Raw genomic sequence first — 17,671 nt, 5'->3', positions numbered from 1 at the left:
CCAGAATCCCTCCTTTTGGGCCATCCGAAAAATAAAAATCACCGATAAAAAATAAACGATAACAATTGCAAAAACCGCATATGTGTGACCCGATTGTCAACACGGTCGTATTTGACGACTGTGGATAAAAAAAGTCGAAAAATAGGGATTCTGCTCGCAGAAGAGAAAAAAAGCAGACGGTTATCCTCATCCCTGTGTGTAACGACATACACATAGGAAGGAATCTGTCCACAAACTTATCCACACCCTGTGGAAAAACCGATTAGCCTATCGGAGTTATTCACGCTTCAAAACAAAAACATAATAACAGATATAAGGCATGGCATCAATGGTTTTTTCATACTTATCCACAAACACAACCACTGGTACTAGCCACATATTCACATATCTATATTTTGTGTACAAGCTGTAGATAAAGTTGTCGAAACCTGTTTTTGTGGATAAAACGATATCCACAGACCCGGGAAATAGTTTTGTGGGGATATTTGCCTTGGAAAGGAAATTCCATCGCTGCTTGACTTTTTTTATATATGTCCTTATAATGCAAAAGAATGTCTGTGCTAGACGGAGGTGTATACGATAATGAAACCATCATTCAACCCTAACAATCGCAAGCGCAAAAAGGATCATGGATTCCGTAAGCGCATGAGCACAAAAAACGGCCGTAAAATTTTGGCTGCTCGTCGTCAAAGAGGTAGAAAAGTTCTTTCCGCGTAGGCCACATTTCCAGTGGCCTTTTTGTTTGCCAGATGATGTCGGAAAATTCTTTTTTTAGGTGGAAAGAGGAAGTCTCGCCGCGGCGTGGAACCTTTTGGTGGAGAATCATTACCTAGCTACCAAAAAAGTTCTTGATTCATGCTGTTTGAAAAGAGCGGGAGGGACGATGAAGCCTAATGAAGAGAATTTCACCGACTTTTTTATTGGGGTAGGCCGTGATTTTGTCCATGAGCTGGCTTTGCCTGACTTAGTTTGCGCCTATGCAGGAGGTTCGGTTGGGAGAGGGGAGGCAGACGCCTTCAGCGATCTCGACTTGAACCTTTTTGTGGAGGGAACAAGGGAACACCGCAGCGAAAATCATTCGTTTCGCGGTCAACTGATTCAGCTGCATGTCCATCCTGTGCCGACTGCGGATGATGTACGCGACAATCCTTGGCGTTGGCGCTATTTGCAGGAAGCACGGCTGGTGGCAGATCCAACTGGCTGCTTTGCAGACTGGTTTCCACAGATGCGTGCTTATCTCGAATCAGAAGAGGCAAAAGCGAAGATGATTGCACAGGCGAGGGCGGCGGTCGAGGAGTACGAGCGAATCGCAGATGAGGCTTTGGCAGAAGGGCGCTTGTACTCCGCTGCTTTGCTCGAATGGGCAGGGTGGCTGGAGGCCATGCAGCTGATTGCTTTCGTCTCGCAAGGACAGCTCAGCGATCGTGCGCTTTTCCAGCTCGTGAGTGGGTTAGGCGGCTGGTCGGAGCTTGAGCGGCACTTTTCCGTGAGATACGCTGCAAGAGAAGCGCTTATGGAAGGGCTGGCGGTGCTTTCCGATTATCGTGCCCACTTGCAAACGAAGGCTGGTCCAGAGGCGTTCGCACTCGGAGCGGAAAACGATGTTCTTTTGCAGCAGAAGATGGGAAGACTTTTGCAGAAGGAGCAGTATGTCGAAGCGGGGTTCCTGTTGTTTTCCGAAGCGGTTTGGCTGTATTCGAGCACAGACGCCGACAACTGGTGGGAGGAGCATCGACAAGAGCTTCCGCCAGGGCTTGGGGAGTCGCTGCTGGAGCTGGGCTTTTTCCAGATGGATCAGGCGAAGGCGGCAGAACTGCGAAGCGCAAGAGCCGAGCTGATCGCGAAAATCGGCTAAATTTCTTGCAAAGTATGTGTACTTTGGGAAAAAAGTGGACGAAACAAGGATATACTGGTAGATGCTGTTTGCGTTTTCTACTATAATTGTGATGTTAGGGGTTGTTTACCTTGCATCGTTCACACCGGCTCAAAAAAAATGAGCACTTTCAAGCGGTTTTTCAACGAGGAACTTCTGCTGCCAACAAGCAATTTGTCCTGTATTCAGCCAAGCAGGAGGGACAAGCTGCTTTTCGCGCTGGAATTTCCGTCAGCAAAAAAATTGGTAACGCTGTTATCCGCAACAAAGTCAAGCGGCTGATTCGAGAAGCGGTAGCGCGGTTGGAGTCAGTCATTCCACTCGGCCTCGATCTAGTCATCATCGCCCGTCCGGGAGTGGAAAACATGTCGCTTGAAGCCATTGAGCAATCTTTGTTGCATGTGATGAAGCGGGCCAAAGTGATCAAACGGGCACCCGTACATAATGGAAAAAGAGGGTGAAACGATGGTTGCGAAAATCATGGTTTGGTTGATTCGGGGATACCAGCTGTTCATATCTCCGTTAAAGCCTCCTTCATGTAGATTCGCGCCCACCTGCTCACACTATGCGATCGAGTCGGTTCGCCGATTTGGCGCGTGGCGTGGAGGCTGGCTGGCTCTTCGTCGCATCCTGAAATGTCATCCGTTCCACCCGGGCGGGTTTGATCCAGTTCCGGATCAACGCAAATAGCATACCTCACTGAAGCGGGGAAAAGGAGGACCACCCTTGAGTAGACGTACCCTCAGCATAATTATGCTGACTATGCTGGTTCTTGTTCTGTCAGGCTGTAACCCGACGACTGCTGCACCAATCGGGCCTGACGCAACCGGCTTCTGGGACAAATATCTCGTATATCCCTTGTCCTGGTTGATTAAAGAAAGCGCTTTGATCCTTGGCAACAACTACGGCTTTGGTATCCTGGTAGCGACGGTCATCATCCGTTTGATCGTACTGCCATTGATGGTCAAGCAAATCAAGAGTTCCAAGAGAATGCAAGAGCTTCAGCCGGAAATGCAAAAAATCCGCGAGAAGCACAAAAACGATCCGCAAAAGGCTCAGCAAGAAACAATGGCTCTGTTCCAGAAAAACGGCGTCAATCCACTCGCGGGTTGCTTGCCGATGCTGGTGCAAATGCCAATCCTGATCGCCTTTTACCACGCGATCATCCGAACAGAAGAAATCAAGACTCAAACCTTCCTGTGGCTGACGTTGGGCGAAAAAGACCCGTTCTACATTTTGCCGATCATCGCCGCAGTTACGACTTACTTGCAGTCGAAAATGATGGGACAGGCTACACAGGGCAACCCGCAAATGCAAATGATGCTGATCATGATGCCGCTGATGATTTTGGCTATCGCAGTAACCTTGCCATCTGCGCTCTCCCTGTACTGGGTATACGGTAACCTGTTCACTATCGTACAAACGTATTTCCTGTATCGTGATAAAGGCAATAAGCTTACTCCCAAGGAGGGAACCTCCAAGTGAAAAAGGTGGTAGCTACGGCAAAAACGATAGACGATGCTGTGCAAAAAGCTTTGCTGGAATTGGGTGTACCGCGTGAAAAGGCGAGTATTCGCGTCCTGGAGGAACCAAGCAGAGGGTTGTTTGGCCTGATTGGGGCGAAGGACGCCAAAGTGGAAGTGGAATACCACTACGACCCGGTTGCACAGGGACGTGACTTTCTTCAAGATGTTTTGTCTAACATGAAGGTGAACGCCAAAGTGGAGACTCGTACTAATGAAGAGGGCATCCTGTTTGATATCCAGGGCAGCAACCTTGGAATCATCATTGGCCGCAGAGGGCAGACTCTGGATTCCTTACAGTATCTCGTAAACGTCGTAGCGAACCGTCATGCGGACAAACACGTACGCATCACATTGGATGCCGAGAATTACCGGATGCGCCGCAAGGAAACGCTGGAGCAGCTGGCTGACCGGGTGGCGAAAAAAGCTTTGTCGACCAGACGGGATGTGCGGCTGGAGCCAATGTCGGCTGCCGAGCGCAAAGTAATTCACGCCTTCTTGCAAAAAAGAGCGGACGTCGTTACCTTCAGCGAAGGAGACGAGCCAAACCGATACATCGTCATTGCACCGAAAGAAGCCTCGCGTTAGGCTTCTTTTTTTGTGTCAAAAGGAATGTGTTATCGACAAAAGTCGACGTTTGCGCATGTAGGCGCAGCTTATGTCGAAGCAAACGGTTGTCCACTGTGGATAAATCAAAGCGAGGGTTGAGCTTTTCGAAAAAAGATCATACTGTGGATAACGAGAGCGGACAGCAACCTTGGACGGCAGGGTTGCTTTTTCCTGTTGATGAAGAGAGGGTGTAAAATTTACACTTTCATTTGGAATTTTTCAAGGCGATCTGTTAAGCTAATAAGTTAGTGGCTGACTTGTCTGATTGGAAAGCTTGAGGTGAAGGTCATGAAATTCGATACAATTGCAGCGGTTGCGACGCCGATGGGGGAAGGTGGCATTGCCGTCATTCGGGTAAGCGGTGCGGAAGCGCTCGAAGTTGTGGATAAGATATATAAAGGAAAACAGCGGTTGTCCACTGTGGACAGCCATACGATTCATTACGGGCACTTGTACGACCCGCATACAGGAGATCGGGTGGAAGAGGTGCTGGTGTCTGTTATGAGGGCTCCGCGAACTTTTACGCGAGAGGATGTAGTGGAAGTAAACTGTCACGGAGGAATCGTGTCCGTTGAAAAGGTGCTGGAACTGATTCTCGATAACGGAGCCAGACTGGCGGAGCCGGGCGAGTTTACGAAGCGTGCGTTTTTAAACGGACGCGTTGATTTGTCCCAGGCGGAAGCTGTCATCGATCTGATTCGGGCGAAAACGGACAGAGCGATGAAGGTGGCACTGAATCAGGTAGAGGGGAAGCTGTCGCGTTTGATCCGCCAGCTGCGCCAAAATTTGATTGAAGCCATGGCCCATATAGAAGTAACGTTAGATTATCCCGAGCATGACGTGGAGGAGTTTACGCAAAACTTCCTGCGCGGAAAATGCCTGGAGGTAAAAAGCGAGATTCAACGTCTTTTGCAGACCGCAAAGCAAGGAAAAATCTTGCGTGAAGGCTTGTCGACAGCGATTATCGGGCGGCCAAACGTGGGGAAATCCTCTCTTTTGAACAGCCTTGTTCAAGAGGAAAAGGCGATTGTCACGGATGTAGCCGGGACGACTCGCGACGTTATCGAAGAGTACGTCAATGTGCGCGGGGTGCCTTTACGTCTGATTGATACGGCAGGCATTCGCGATACGGACGATATCGTGGAAAAAATCGGGGTAGAGAAATCGCGGCAGCTTTTGCAAAAGGCGGATCTCGTCTTGCTCGTGATCAACTACAACGAACCGCTCACAGCTGATGATTATGCGATTTTTGAAGCGGCAAAAGGGTTTCAGGTCATCGTGATTGTGAACAAGTTCGACTTGCCGCAAAAAGTGGACCTGGAAGAGATCAAACGCCATTTTCCACAGCAGCCGCTCATCATGACGTCGGCGCGCGAAGAAAAAGGCATCGATTTGCTGGAGCAGGCGATCGGAGAAATTTTCTTCAGCGGCCGTGTACAGCAGGATGATTTGACGTATGTCAGCAATGCCCGGCATATTCAATTGCTGCGCCAGGCGGAAAGAGCGATTGACGAGGCGCTCGGCGGCATTGACGATCTGATGCCAGTCGATATGATTCAAATTGACATCAAAAAGTCGTGGGAGCTGTTGGGAGAAGTCATCGGAGAGAGTGTCGGTGAGGATTTGATCGATCAGATTTTCTCGCAATTTTGTCTGGGCAAGTAGGCTGGTAATAGAAAAGAAACAGTTCGTCATTCGCCGCAAGCAGGGGATGCAGGCATGGCGATGTCGCGTAGTCCGTTAGAGCGAGGAAAGCTCGCGGCACAGGCAAGAAGGAAGTCGTACTGTATTGGCAGGACGCAATCGTTTTGATGAAAAGAAAGTTGTATGCGAGATAGCACTTATGAGCAAGGGGGAAAACAAAATGAACGCTGTACCTGCGTATGAAGCAGGCTCGTTTGACGTCATCGTAATCGGGGCAGGTCATGCGGGGTGTGAGTCAGCTTTGGCTGCGGCACGCATGGGCTGCAACACGCTGCTTTTGACGATCAATCTGGATGCGGTCGCTTATATGCCCTGCAATCCGTCGGTAGGTGGTCCGGCAAAAGGCCACGTTGTACGGGAGCTGGATGCACTCGGCGGCGAAATGGGACGAAATACGGATAAAACGCATATTCAAATGCGGATGCTGAATACGGGAAAGGGTCCTGCTGTACATGCTTTGCGTGCACAGGCAGACAAGTTTGCCTACCAGCACGAAATGAAGAAAACGATTGAAAATACGCCAAATTTGATCCTTCGCCAAGCCATGGTCGAGGAGCTGCTCGTCGAAGATGGAGTATGCGTAGGGGTCATCACCCAGACAGGCGCTCGCTACAAGGCTAAGTCCGTCGTGTTGACTACCGGAACGTACTTGCGCGGAAAAATCATTCTTGGCGACTTGCAGTATGAGAGCGGGCCGAACAACATGCGCCCGTCGATTCGCCTGGCGCTGCATTTGAAAGAGCTTGGTTTTGAAATGACTCGCTTCAAGACGGGAACGCCGCCTCGCGTTCATAAAAACAGCGTTGATTTTTCCAAAATGGAGATTCAGCCTGGCGACCCTGTTCCACGGGCATTTTCTTATGAAACGACAGAATTTATTATGGACCAGCTGCCTTGCTGGCTGACGTATACCAATGAAGACACGCATGGCTTGATCAATAGCAATTTGCACCGTGCTCCGATGTACTCCGGCATGATTGAGGGAACCGGGCCGCGTTACTGTCCGTCTATTGAGGATAAAGTGGTGCGTTTCAACGATAAGCCACGCCATCAAATCTTCCTGGAGCCGGAAGGGCGAAATACAGAAGAGATGTACGTACAAGGCTTGTCCACGAGCTTGCCGGAAGACGTGCAGCTGTCCATGTTGCGCTCGATGGCCGGAATGGAAGAAGTCAAAATGATGCGCCCTGGCTATGCGATCGAGTACGATTCGATTGTGCCGACACAGCTTTGGCCGTCGCTGGAAACGAAGAAATTGCCGGGATTGTTTACTGCCGGGCAAATTAATGGAACATCTGGCTATGAAGAAGCAGCGGGCCAAGGTTTGATGGCCGGGATCAATGCTGCACGCCGCGTTCAAGGGAAACCGCCTGTCATTTTGGGCAGGGAAGAGGCGTATATCGGCGTGCTGATCGACGACCTCGTGACAAAAGGAACGCATGAGCCGTATCGGCTGCTCACTTCCCGGGCCGAGTACCGTTTGCTTTTGCGCCACGACAATGCCGATTTGCGCCTGACTGATATCGGCTATGAAATCGGCTTGATCAGCGAAGAGCGCTACAGACGCTACAACGAAAAACGCCGATTGATCGAGCAGGAAAAGGAACGTGTGGAAAATACGCGTGTACGCCCTGATATGCAACATGTGCAGGAAGTATTGCGCGCTGCCGGTTCGCCGGAATTGACAGAAGTGATCGAGCTGGCTCAGTTGTTGCGCCGTCCAGAGATCAACTACAGCCACATTGTGGCGATGGTGCCAGCCCCGGAAGTTTTGCCGGACGATGTGACAGAGCAGGTAGAAATCCAGATTAAATACGATGGCTACATCAAAAAGTCTTTGCAGCAAGTAGAGCGGATGAAGAAAATGGAGGAACGCCGCATACCAGCCGACATCGACTATCATCAAATTTCCGGCTTGTCCAAAGAGTCCCGCGAGAACATGTCCAATATCCGCCCGCTGAACATCGGGCAAGCTGCGCGTATCGCCGGGGTTACTCCTGCGGACATCTCGGTATTGATGGTGTATCTGGAGTATAAACGCGTAGGGGCAGCGGAGTAAGGAGATTAGCCAAAATGACTAAAGAACAGTTTGCCGAGGCGCTTGCCGCACAAGGCATTTCCTTAACAGAGCGTCAAAAGGAGCAATTCGACCACTTTTTCCGTTTGCTCGTGGAATGGAACGAAAAAATGAATTTGACAGGCATTACGGAAGAAGGACAAGTGTACGTCAAACATTTTTACGACTCGATCACCCCTGCCTTCTACTTTCCTTTTGACCAGGTAAAATCGGTAGTGGATATCGGAGGAGGAGCCGGGTTCCCCAGCATCCCGCTGAAAATTTGCTTCCCGCATGTGAAAATGACGATTATTGATTCGTTGAACAAGCGCATGGGCTTCTTGCAGCATGTAGCGAGTGAACTGAGGCTGGAAGATGTTCATCCGGTGCATGGACGGGCAGAGGATCGCGGGCAGGAAGCCAACTATCGGGAAAAGTTTGATCTGGTCGTAGCACGGGCTGTAGCCCGCCTGAATTTGCTTTCTGAATTTTGTTTGCCATTTGCTCAGCCAAAAGGTCATTTTATCGCTCTCAAAGGGGCAGATATTACGCCGGAGCTGAACGAAGCGAAAAAGGCAATCAAGACGCTGGGCGGCAAAACACGAAAGGTCGAGACGTTCCAACTGCTGGAGGAAGCAGGAGAGCGCAACATCGTGATTATCGAAAAGGTTGAAGCTACACCCAAGAGCTATCCGCGCAAAGCGGGCGTTCCTGCGAAAAAACCGCTGGTATAGTCACTTAATAGGTTTTAAGGAACGAAGGAAGATCGCAGTTTGATGCTGCGGTCTTTTTTTGTGTGAAAAACGTCTCGACGTTTTTCATGAAATGGGATGTGACCACTCGCGGTCAACAAAACGGTCAGGTCATGACCGTTTTGTAGGCAAAAGTCTTGGCGTCTGGCTGCAAAAAAGAGATGCGCTTGAGTGCTGATTGCCCAAAACAGTCATGGGCGGTGTGGTTTCTGGTTTCGTTTCATGGAAAAAGCTTGTGCCAAGGAGAGTGAGTGCTTTGGGGCTGATGACGTGACGGGTATTTCCGTCTTTTTTCTCGAACGGGGCTTTTCTCATGACAAAAGGGAAAGAGATCTTTTGGTGGTCTTGTGATGTGTGCAGGGGAAAGGTGTTTGTGATTGTGTATCGGTCATTGATCGATGGTGATCGGGCAAAGGAATCTACTTTTTCAAGCATGGAGTTCTTTCAGGGGGCATATACATACCAGTAACGTTAAAGAGAACGACACCTGTTCTGAGAGGATGATAGACATGGAAGAAGTGTGGGTGTCTCTTTTTCCATCAGAGCTTCCGACCATATTGCTGAGGCTGTTTCTCGCTTTTTTGGCTGGAGCCATCATGGGGTGGGAACGCGAGCGTTTTATCAAGGATGTGAGCAGACAACGAGGAGCGGGTTTTCGCACGTACAGCCTGGTTTGCTTCGGCTCATGTCTGTTTGGACTAGCTTCGATTTACGGCTTTCAGTCCAGCGGGGTAAACAACGATCCGGGCAGGGTAGCTGCTCAGGTGGTGACTGGCATGGGCTTTTTGGGAGCGGGAGCCATCCTCAAATTTAACGGTTCCGTTAAAGGCTTGACTACGGCAGCAGGGATGTGGGTTGCGTCTGCCATCGGATTGATGTTTAGTGCCGGAATGTATATTACGGCGATTGTCGCTGCTTTCTTTGCCTACCTGACTTTGGACTTTCATCGACTGTTTCCGAAGCTTTTTGCTGTCACCAAGATTTCACATCCTACAGATGAGAGCATAGGAGGAGAGGAGCGGGGCAAACACAGCGGCAGAGCCAATTTCTATGACCATGATCACGATTGATGTTTCACGTGAAACGTTTTTCCCAAGCAGGAATTGGGCAAAGCTTGCAGAATTACTTATATAAAAGAAAACCGAAGTCATTTGCCTAGAAAATGACGATAGGTCAAAGGGGATTTTTCAAAACGATCGGATAGGCAAGAAGCGTCTTTTAGGAAGGACAGTCTGTAGGGCCTGAGAACCTTGTAAGCGAGAATTATGCGCTATCCTCTAAAGGGAACGGAGGAAATGAGGGAAAGAGACATTTCTGAGGGAAAGTGGCTGACGGTCTGAAATGCGAGGAGGGCGGAAACTAGCTCTGAAGAACTAGCCTCCTTTCACAGTGTGAACAGAACATCTATCTCCACAAGCATTTTCGAAAAGACTCGATCAGGTCCGTGCATGACTGAATGGTTGTCATTCACAGTAAGCATGTACTCTTCTGGCAAAACCTTGAAAGCGCACACGCTGATGGATTTTGTCATGGAAGCGGGGATGACAAACTGTAGGCACAAGGAAATTGGGTATACGGTGAATAGTCCCTTCCAGCCGATGTATAAGAGAGACAGACAAATAGCTTCATGAAAAGATTCTGTCGTATGCATCATGCATAGACAGGGCCTTTTTTTCACGTGGAGGATTGTCTGCGCCTTCGCCAAGCAAAAGGGAATGGAAAAGATGATGTCGCGAAACGATTGGGGTGTTGTCAGCAAACGCTGCCAGGAGCTTGCTTTTTGCTGGCGATTGTTTCAAAAGACTCATCTGGTCGAGTATGCGTGGTAATGAGGTTGGAATGACTGATGAAGAAGCCCGTGCCATTGTAGCAGCAAGATTTTTTGTGAACAGCTTGGCGATGTTGATTTTTCCAGAAGCAATCACAAGCAGCAGCGTAAGGATTACCAATAGTACGGATGGAACGGGTAGAAGTGGGGGATTTTTCTATGGCAGTAAGGGATTCATTTTCTCGGATTTTTGGATTAACGGACAAGACAGAGAATGAAGAGATCAGGCAATTACCAGTCGAGGAGATTGTACCGAATCCATACCAGCCTCGAACAGTATTTGATGACGAGAAAATCGATGAGCTGTGTCAAACGATACGCACTCACGGGCTTATTCAACCGATTGTTGTACGGTTGAGAGATGGTCAGTATGAGTTGATTGCCGGAGAACGACGTTTACGGGCAACAAAAAAGCTGGGCATGGAAAGAATCCCTGCGATTATCAAAGATTTCAATGATGCGCAAACAGCTTCCATTGCTTTGATTGAAAATCTGCAGCGCGAGGGATTAACAGCAATTGAAGAGGCGGTTGCCTACCAAAAGCTGATTGATTTGCACGACCTGACACAGGAAAGCCTGGCTCAACGCTTGGGAAAAGGACAATCCACCATCGCCAACAAGCTGAGATTGCTGCATTTGCCGCAAGAGATTCAAGATGCGCTGTTGATGCGACAAGTAACCGAGAGACACGCGAGAGCCTTGATCCCGTTGAAGGATGCGGAGTTGCAAAATAAAGTGCTGGCCGAGATCGTCGAGCGAGAGTGGAATGTCAAGCAAACAGAAGTGCGAGTCAAACAGCTTCTGGAAGCAGCAGAAAATCCAAAAGCGGAAAAAGAGTCGAAGCCGCGTTGGAAGGCATTTTCCCGAGACGCTCGTATCGCCATCAATACGGTGCGGCAATCGATTGATATGGTCATGCAGACGGGTCTGCCCGTAGAGACAAATGAAGAAGACCATGATGAATTTTATCAATTTACGATTCGGATTCCGAAAAACAACAAGTAGGAATGCCGCTTAGATTGGAGCAGATGACAGCGAGGGGGTCTTCGCTGTCTTTATAGAACATAGATAGCAAAAGCAGCAAGGGGATGGCGACAAGGTCGCCTTTCTTTTTGGGCAAATGTTGAAAGTAGCAAAACATGATGGTAGGACAAAAGGAGAAAAGCAGGTAGGCGGGCAGGGAGTTTTTTCTGTTCAAAATCGATTTGTCTGTAAACGTTTGTCAGAATCAGGCGCATCTTTTCCAGCAAAAAGGGGTCAATTGGAACTGTTCGGGCAAAATTAAAGACAAATTGTCTCAATATCAAAAAAACAGCGTACGGGCAAGCATTAAATCTGGTAACATGGGTATTACCGAGCCAGATCATGCGATTAATGGCTGTTCACTTCTGTAAAATGGAAGGGCGTCTTGCGGTTTGTTCGTATCCATAGCCCAGAGGATGAACGAGTTTTTGGGCACCATGTAGCGGATGGCAGAAAGAGTGCGTAATTATAGGTAACGAGGATCACTTTTCATGGTGGAGCAGGCTGATGTTGGCAGAGTACGTTATGTGTCAGACGGCGGGATTGTTGCACGAATGGCAAGCATCGCCCTGAACTGAACGTTCAGGCTGTACAAGCAGCTGGCCAGGCAATGAAAATGATCCATTTATGAGTCAATGAGCGTAAATAGATATTGATATGGGCGTTCCGGAAGGCTGTCGATTGTTTTATGGCATAATCAGCGGCATTCCTACACGAAGAGAATGAGGTGGAGAAGTTGGGTAAAATCATTGCGGTTGCGAACCAGAAAGGCGGCGTCGGAAAAACGACTACGTCCGTCAATCTAAGTGCTTGTCTGGCCGCATTGGGGAAAAAGGTGCTGCTGGTGGATATTGATCCACAAGGGAACGCAACCAGTGGTATCGGGGTAAACAAAGCCGATGTGCGCTATTGTATTTATGATGTTCTCATTAACGACATCAGCCCCGTAGATGCGACTTTGCCTACCGAGATCGAAGGATTGATGATCATTCCGGCTACGATTCAATTGGCGGGAGCGGAAATCGAATTGGTTCCGACCATTTCCAGAGAAGTACGTTTGAAAAAAGCGCTGGAAGTAGTGAAGGACAAATACGATTTCGTCATTATCGATTGCCCGCCTTCTTTGGGGATTTTGACAGTCAATTCGTTGACTGCTGCTGATTCCGTTTTGATTCCGATTCAATGCGAATACTATGCATTGGAAGGTTTGAGTCAGTTGTTGAATACGATCCGACTGGTCCAAAAACATCTCAATTCGCAGTTGTCGATCGAAGGGGTCGTGCTGACGATGCTGGATGCACGCACCAACTTGGGGCTGCAAGTCATTGAAGAAGTGAAAAAGTATTTCCAGGAAAAAGTATACAAAACGATTATTCCACGCAATGTTCGCTTGAGCGAAGCGCCATCACATGGACAAGCCATTATCACGTACGATCCACGTTCGCGTGGTGCAGAAGTTTATTCTGACTTGGCGAAGGAAGTGGTTGGGGTATGAGTAGAGGTTTGGGAAAAGGGCTGAATGCGCTTATTACCTCCAATCTCATTGAAGAAGGGGAGCAAGTGAAAGAAGTTTCCGTCAGTGAGATTCGTCCCAACCCGTATCAGCCTCGTAAAGAATTCGAACAATCGGCTATTGATGAATTGGCACACTCCATTCGGGAGCATGGCATTATCCAACCATTGATTGTTCGGAAGAGCATCAAGGGATTTGAGCTGGTAGCGGGAGAAAGACGTTTGCGCGCCGCAAAGCTGGCGGGATTGAAACAAGTCCCTGTAGTGGTCAAAGCTTATACGGATCAGCAGTTGATGGAAATCGCCCTGATTGAAAACCTGCAAAGGGAAAACCTGAACCCTTTGGAAGAAGCCGAAGCGTACGAAAAGCTGATCGCACACCATGAGTACACGCAGGAGCAGCTTGCACAACGGATCGGAAAAAGCAGACCGCACGTAGCGAATATGCTGAGGTTGTTGCAGCTTCCCGAAAGCATTCGCAAGCTGGTCGCAGCTACAGTGCTGACTATGGGGCACGCCCGTGCACTGTTGAGTGTATCGGATGAAAACATGCAAATGCAGTTGGCAAAGGATGTCGTGGAAAAAGGTCTGAACGTCCGCCAATTGGAAGAACTGGTCAAGCAGTTGAATGTTTCACGTGAAACAAAGAAAAAAAAGCCGGCAAAAAATGAGCCGATTTTGATAGAGATGGAAGAACGGTTGCGCAGTCGCTTTGGAACCGCCGTCAAAATTAAAAAGGGCGCAAAACGCGGCAAGATCGAAATTGACTTTTATTCGCAGGAAGATTTGCAGCGAATCATTGAGATATTGAATGATGAGAAGTAAGTCCGGGAGGTAGTCATGGCGATCATCTATTTGGATAACGCAGCGTCAACTTGGCCAAAGCCACCAGGCGTGAAGGAGCGAATGGCTGAGGCCATCGAAGATTTTGCCGCTAACCCTGGTCGAGGTGGACATACCTTGGCGATGAAAGCGAGCAAGACCGTGTTTCGGACACGCGTGCAGTTATCGCGGTTGTTTGGGATTCAAAACCCGAATAACCTCTTTTTTTATCTAAATGCGACACAAGCACTCAATCAGGCGATCAAAGGCTATCTGAAAGCTGGCGATCATGTGATTGCTTCTTCCGTGGAGCATAACTCTGTCAGACGTCCGATTGAATATATGCGCCGTGAGCATCAAGTAGAAGCGACTTTTGTCGAGCCGAGAGCGGATTTCCTTTTTCATGTAGAGGACTTTGTCAAGGCGATTCAACCGAATACGCGCTTGCTGGTAGTCAGCCACGCTTCCAATCTCACAGGTGTGATTTTGCCGATCGCTGAATTGGGGCAACTGGCAAAAGAAAGAGGTATCGCCTTTTTGGTAGACGCTTCTCAAACAGCCGGGGTACTGCCGATTCACGTAGAGGAAATGAAGATTGATATGCTGGCGTTTCCTGGGCATAAAGGGCTGTATGGGCCACAAGGCACGGGCGGTTTATACGTGCATGGCGACATCGATCTGGAGCCTTTGATTCATGGGGGAACAGGAAGCCAATCGGAAGCGATTGATCAACCGACTACACGCCCTGACCGATATGAGAGCGGTACGCTGAACACGGCTGGTTTGGCTGGCTTGCAAGCTGGCGTCGATTTCATTCTCGAACGAGGTGTCGATCGCATCCGTGAGCACGAGTGGGAGCTGGCGAAGCAAACGATCATTGGTTTACAGCAAATTCCCGGCGTTCAGGTGTATGGTCCAGGGATTGAGACAGAACGGGTTGCCGTCATCGCCTTCAATATCGGGGAAGTGGATGCTTCTGAAGTCTCGTTTATTCTCGATCAGCAGTATGGAATCGCTACGAGATCAGGGTATCATTGCACACCGCTTGGGCATCAAACAGCAGGGACCGAGCAGCGTGGAGCTGTGCGTGCCAGTTTTGGGATTTTCAACACAGAGAAAGACGTAGAAGCGCTTATGAACGCCGTGAGAGAGATAGCATCCGCGTTTTCGTAATGCAGCTATAGGGGGACACAATCGTGATCTTGTTAGGCACCCTGGTAAACGCTGGCGCCATCATCGTAGGAGCCTTGTTGGGCAGGCTTCTGACGAAAATTCCTGATTCGATACGACATACTGTCATGCAGGGCATCGGTCTTGCTGTCATGATTTTGGGAGTCAAAATGAGTCTTGGATCGGGGAATTTTTTGTTGGTGATCGTCAGTATTGTGTTGGGGGCAATCGTAGGAGAATTGATTGGGATTGAAAAAGGCTTGAATCATCTGGGGCATTGGCTGGAACGAAAGGTTGGCGGAGGCCAGGGAAGTATTGCCACAGGCTTTGTGACAGCGACTTTGGTCTATTGCATCGGTGCGATGGCTGTGCTCGGAGCCATGGACAGCGGATTGCGAAACAACCATGATATTTTGTTCACCAAAGCACTTTTGGACGGATTCTCCGCCATCATTTTCACTTCGACACTAGGAATTGGCGTCATGTTTTCGGCTGTGCCTGTATTTGTGTACCAAGGTTTGCTTACCTTGCTCTCAACGCAAATCTACAACTTTGTGAGCCAGACGATGCTCGATGCGATGTTGGCAGAAGTAACGGCAGTAGGCGGCTTGATGATTATCGCTATCGGGATTAACATTTTGGAGATTAAAAAGATCAATGTGGCGAACATGCTGCCAGCATTGTTGATTGCGGCTCTCGGGGTTCCTTTTAGCGAATGGTTGTCCAAGTTTTTATAAGAGAGTGGAAAAAGATTCTTCCTGAACGGGAGAGTCTTTTTTTTGTAGGCAAAATCAGCTTTGCATATGGGACTGAGGCAGTCAAACAGTGGGGTGGGCGCGGACCTGCTGGTACGGGCAACAAAAAGCAAAGGAACAAATGCCGATAATAAAAGAGTCGATGAAATACTGGCAAGCGCACTGCCAAAAATGTTAAGAAGCTTGCAAGAGCCGGCATGACATAAAAAACCGCTATCATCAAAAGAAAATGTCGTGCGATAATGACGAGTAGAACAGAAAGCGCGTTATGGGGAGAGAAAGTCAATGGTAGGTTTTATCGTCAATCCTGTGGCGGGTAATGGCAAAGGGAAGAGAATCTGGGAGAGGATAGAGCCTGCTGTAAGTGGTCTGGGAGCTGTTTTTGTCGTCAGGGAGACATCTGGTGACGGGTCAGCTGAAAAACTGGCAAAAGAGATGATTGAAAAAGAGGGAGTAAATAAAATCATTGCCGTAGGGGGAGATGGAACCGTTCACGGTGTATTGAACGGAATCTATCAATCGGGCCAGTCATGCAAGTTTGGCTTGGTGCCGGCGGGATCAGGAAATGATTTTGCCAGAGCGCACGGGATTGCCACAAATCCTGTCGTGGCAGTAGAGCGGGTTTTGTCAGAGACAGCGGAAAAACGAATTGATTTGATGTGGATGAACGGGCGTGTTGCGGCAAATTCGATTGGTGCCGGATTTGATGCGCAGGTAGCAAGAGCGACTGATCAGGCAAAATACAAGGCATGGTTGAATCGGTGGCGATTGGGCGGTTTGGCGTATGTGATTTCCGTGTTGCGTGAACTGCGCAAATTCCAGCGCAGCAATCTCGTCATGCAAGTGGATGGACAAGTCATCAAGATGGAGGCAGCATGGCTCGTAACAGCTGCCAATATTCCGAATTACGGCGGGGGAATGAAAATTTGTCCCATGGCTGTAGCAAACGATGGTTGGGCCGATATTTGCGTCGTCAGCAATGCGAGCTGTGGGGAACTGTTGCGCGCCTTTGCGAAAATTTATTTTGGCTCTCATATTCATCATCCGAAAGTTTCATTTTATCGAGGGCGCCAGATCACGATTGAGACCGTTAGACCGTATTTGGTTCATGCAGATGGAGAGTTGGTTGGTGAAACGCCGATCGAGATGAAAATGCTGCCGGATCAGCAAGCGATTTTTGTATAAAAAAGGGACCTGTCATCCACATGGGAGTAAGACAGGCCAAAGCAATACGTATAGATGTTGAAAAGGTCGAGGGAAGATGGTCAGTCGTGCAAAACACTATCCAAACGGTTCGGCGAAGCAGCCATTGAAGTGGCTTTGGCCAAACCAGAAGCAATAATCTCTGCCATGTTCATGACGACGGCAAGACGGGTGTTTTGGAGAACGAAATACTCCATGAAGCCGCCGACATTGACGATTCCCGTGATATGGAACGTACCGACAGGCGGCAGCTCCTTTTTAACCCCAGCGCCAGGCTTTAGAGGCCCGCTGATGACGTTGATGTTGCCTACGTGGCTGAATTGGCCGAGACAGGCATCGACGGCAATCAGGGTAGATCTGGGGTGAGTTTCTTGGATGGAATCGAGCTTTTCTTTGAGATTCATCGCATGCACCGGATCGTCCAGCGTGCCGTAAATTTGCAAATGGCTTGGTGCGGCCGCTTGTAGTTTGGTTCCGACAAGAGGACCGAGTGCGTCACCCGTGGACCGATCTGTTCCAATACATACAATCACAATGTCTTCTTCATACGGTTTTAAGCGAAAGCGCTGCGCAAGGTGTCTAGCCAGATGATCCTCTGCGTTTTCACTGCGGTATTCCACTTTAAAAGGTGGCAAAGAACAGTTTTTGAGATTTTCAAATGTACTCATGGCTACCCCCACTCTTGCGGTCTTGGCTTAAAAGTTATAGAAGAGTATTCACAGTATAGTACCGATCCGTCATTTTTATACCTGCTAATGAGAAGGTTGTGTAGGTTTTGAAAAATCAGGGAAGCTGGCAAGCGGGATTTTGAACAGGTAAAATAAGAAGTGCACGAAGGAAA

Annotated in this window: 18 protein-coding genes; 16 read left to right on the top strand and 2 right to left on the bottom strand. The window is 48.9% G+C overall.

Going from position 1 to position 17,671, the window contains the following annotated elements; genetic code table 11:
- Positions 1-579: 579 nt before the first annotated feature.
- From rpmH to HP435_RS28575, 10 genes are all read left to right on the top strand, one after another.
- Complete coding sequence (gene rpmH, locus HP435_RS28620) at positions 580-717, top strand: 50S ribosomal protein L34 (RefSeq protein WP_217022156.1); 138 nt, start codon at positions 580-582, stop codon at positions 715-717.
- 166 nt (positions 718-883) lie between these two features.
- Positions 884-1,855 (top strand): nucleotidyltransferase, encoded by a 972-nt coding sequence (locus tag HP435_RS28615; RefSeq protein ID WP_173598908.1) that lies wholly within the window; start codon positions 884-886, stop codon positions 1,853-1,855.
- A 110-nt stretch (positions 1,856-1,965) separates the two neighbouring features.
- Positions 1,966-2,334 (top strand): ribonuclease P protein component, encoded by a 369-nt coding sequence (gene rnpA / locus HP435_RS28610; RefSeq protein ID WP_063231695.1) that lies wholly within the window; start codon positions 1,966-1,968, stop codon positions 2,332-2,334.
- A gap of 4 nt (positions 2,335-2,338) precedes the next feature.
- Positions 2,339-2,563, top strand: a complete 225-nt coding sequence (gene yidD, locus HP435_RS28605; RefSeq protein WP_122962228.1) for a membrane protein insertion efficiency factor YidD — start codon at positions 2,339-2,341, stop codon at positions 2,561-2,563.
- 36 nt (positions 2,564-2,599) lie between these two features.
- Positions 2,600-3,358 carry a membrane protein insertase YidC gene (gene yidC / locus HP435_RS28600; protein ID WP_122962229.1) on the top strand — a complete coding sequence of 253 codons (759 nt, stop codon included), beginning with the start codon at positions 2,600-2,602 and terminating at the stop codon, positions 3,356-3,358.
- Positions 3,355-3,984, top strand: coding sequence for an RNA-binding cell elongation regulator Jag/EloR (gene jag, locus HP435_RS28595; protein WP_122962230.1), 630 nt, complete (start codon positions 3,355-3,357; stop codon positions 3,982-3,984). The genes yidC and jag overlap by 4 nt, the downstream gene beginning before the upstream one ends.
- 309 nt (positions 3,985-4,293) lie before the next feature.
- Complete coding sequence (gene mnmE, locus HP435_RS28590; protein ID WP_122962231.1) at positions 4,294-5,670, top strand: tRNA uridine-5-carboxymethylaminomethyl(34) synthesis GTPase MnmE; 1,377 nt, start codon at positions 4,294-4,296, stop codon at positions 5,668-5,670.
- A gap of 199 nt (positions 5,671-5,869) precedes the next feature.
- Positions 5,870-7,768: a tRNA uridine-5-carboxymethylaminomethyl(34) synthesis enzyme MnmG gene (gene mnmG, locus HP435_RS28585; RefSeq protein ID WP_173598909.1), complete on the top strand. Its 1,899-nt coding sequence runs from the start codon at positions 5,870-5,872 to the stop codon at positions 7,766-7,768.
- A gap of 14 nt (positions 7,769-7,782) precedes the next feature.
- On the top strand, positions 7,783-8,499 hold the full coding sequence (gene rsmG / locus HP435_RS28580) for a 16S rRNA (guanine(527)-N(7))-methyltransferase RsmG (protein ID WP_173598910.1): 717 nt from the start codon (positions 7,783-7,785) through the stop codon (positions 8,497-8,499).
- A gap of 527 nt (positions 8,500-9,026) precedes the next feature.
- Positions 9,027-9,587, top strand: coding sequence for an MgtC/SapB family protein (locus HP435_RS28575; RefSeq protein WP_173597197.1), 561 nt, complete (start codon positions 9,027-9,029; stop codon positions 9,585-9,587).
- A 555-nt stretch (positions 9,588-10,142) separates the two neighbouring features.
- Here the strand turns inward: HP435_RS28575 and HP435_RS28570 are convergent.
- Positions 10,143-10,442, bottom strand: a complete 300-nt coding sequence (locus HP435_RS28570) for a hypothetical protein (protein ID WP_173598911.1) — start codon at positions 10,440-10,442, stop codon at positions 10,143-10,145.
- A gap of 62 nt (positions 10,443-10,504) precedes the next feature.
- Here HP435_RS28570 and noc point away from each other — a divergent pair, with 62 nt between their 5' ends.
- The 6 genes from noc to HP435_RS28540 all read left to right on the top strand — a co-directional run bounded on the left by noc (position 10,505) and on the right by HP435_RS28540 (position 16,812).
- Positions 10,505-11,350 carry a nucleoid occlusion protein gene (gene noc, locus HP435_RS28565; RefSeq protein ID WP_122962235.1) on the top strand — a complete coding sequence of 282 codons (846 nt, stop codon included), beginning with the start codon at positions 10,505-10,507 and terminating at the stop codon, positions 11,348-11,350.
- 754 nt (positions 11,351-12,104) lie between these two features.
- Positions 12,105-12,863, top strand: coding sequence for a ParA family protein (locus HP435_RS28560; protein ID WP_063231686.1), 759 nt, complete (start codon positions 12,105-12,107; stop codon positions 12,861-12,863).
- Complete coding sequence (locus HP435_RS28555; protein ID WP_173598912.1) at positions 12,860-13,705, top strand: ParB/RepB/Spo0J family partition protein; 846 nt, start codon at positions 12,860-12,862, stop codon at positions 13,703-13,705. Before HP435_RS28560 ends, HP435_RS28555 begins: the two co-directional genes overlap by 4 nt.
- 15 nt (positions 13,706-13,720) lie before the next feature.
- A complete protein-coding gene (locus HP435_RS28550) occupies positions 13,721-14,875 on the top strand; it encodes an aminotransferase class V-fold PLP-dependent enzyme (protein ID WP_122962237.1) in 1,155 nt (384 codons plus the stop codon).
- A 23-nt stretch (positions 14,876-14,898) separates the two neighbouring features.
- A complete protein-coding gene (locus tag HP435_RS28545; RefSeq protein WP_122962238.1) occupies positions 14,899-15,609 on the top strand; it encodes a DUF554 domain-containing protein in 711 nt (236 codons plus the stop codon).
- 303 nt (positions 15,610-15,912) lie between these two features.
- Positions 15,913-16,812, top strand: coding sequence for a diacylglycerol/lipid kinase family protein (locus HP435_RS28540; RefSeq protein ID WP_122962239.1), 900 nt, complete (start codon positions 15,913-15,915; stop codon positions 16,810-16,812).
- An 80-nt stretch (positions 16,813-16,892) separates the two neighbouring features.
- On the opposite strand, the gene yyaC is transcribed toward HP435_RS28540, so the two are convergent.
- Positions 16,893-17,498 carry a spore protease YyaC gene (yyaC, locus tag HP435_RS28535; RefSeq protein WP_122962240.1) on the bottom strand — a complete coding sequence of 202 codons (606 nt, stop codon included), beginning with the start codon at positions 17,496-17,498 and terminating at the stop codon, positions 16,893-16,895.
- Positions 17,499-17,671: the final 173 nt, after the last annotated feature.

Source organism: Brevibacillus sp. HD3.3A, from assembly GCF_013284375.2.
Taxonomy (GTDB): Bacteria; Bacillota; Bacilli; order Brevibacillales; family Brevibacillaceae; genus Brevibacillus; species Brevibacillus parabrevis.
Note: the sequence above shows the minus strand (reverse complement) of the source record. Positions and strands in the feature narration are given on the sequence as shown.

Coding starts and splice junctions, on each gene's coding strand:
- mnmE (WP_122962231.1), top strand. CDS start 4,294: ATGAAATTCGATACAATTGCAGCGGTTGCGACGCCGATGGGGGAAGGT.
- HP435_RS28550 (WP_122962237.1), top strand. CDS start 13,721: ATGGCGATCATCTATTTGGATAACGCAGCGTCAACTTGGCCAAAGCCA.
- rsmG (WP_173598910.1), top strand. CDS start 7,783: ATGACTAAAGAACAGTTTGCCGAGGCGCTTGCCGCACAAGGCATTTCC.
- yidD (WP_122962228.1), top strand. CDS start 2,339: ATGGTTGCGAAAATCATGGTTTGGTTGATTCGGGGATACCAGCTGTTC.
- HP435_RS28615 (WP_173598908.1), top strand. CDS start 884: ATGAAGCCTAATGAAGAGAATTTCACCGACTTTTTTATTGGGGTAGGC.
- HP435_RS28555 (WP_173598912.1), top strand. CDS start 12,860: ATGAGTAGAGGTTTGGGAAAAGGGCTGAATGCGCTTATTACCTCCAAT.
- yyaC (WP_122962240.1), bottom strand. CDS start 17,498: ATGAGTACATTTGAAAATCTCAAAAACTGTTCTTTGCCACCTTTTAAA.
- noc (WP_122962235.1), top strand. CDS start 10,505: ATGGCAGTAAGGGATTCATTTTCTCGGATTTTTGGATTAACGGACAAG.
- mnmG (WP_173598909.1), top strand. CDS start 5,870: ATGAACGCTGTACCTGCGTATGAAGCAGGCTCGTTTGACGTCATCGTA.
- HP435_RS28540 (WP_122962239.1), top strand. CDS start 15,913: ATGGTAGGTTTTATCGTCAATCCTGTGGCGGGTAATGGCAAAGGGAAG.
- HP435_RS28575 (WP_173597197.1), top strand. CDS start 9,027: ATGGAAGAAGTGTGGGTGTCTCTTTTTCCATCAGAGCTTCCGACCATA.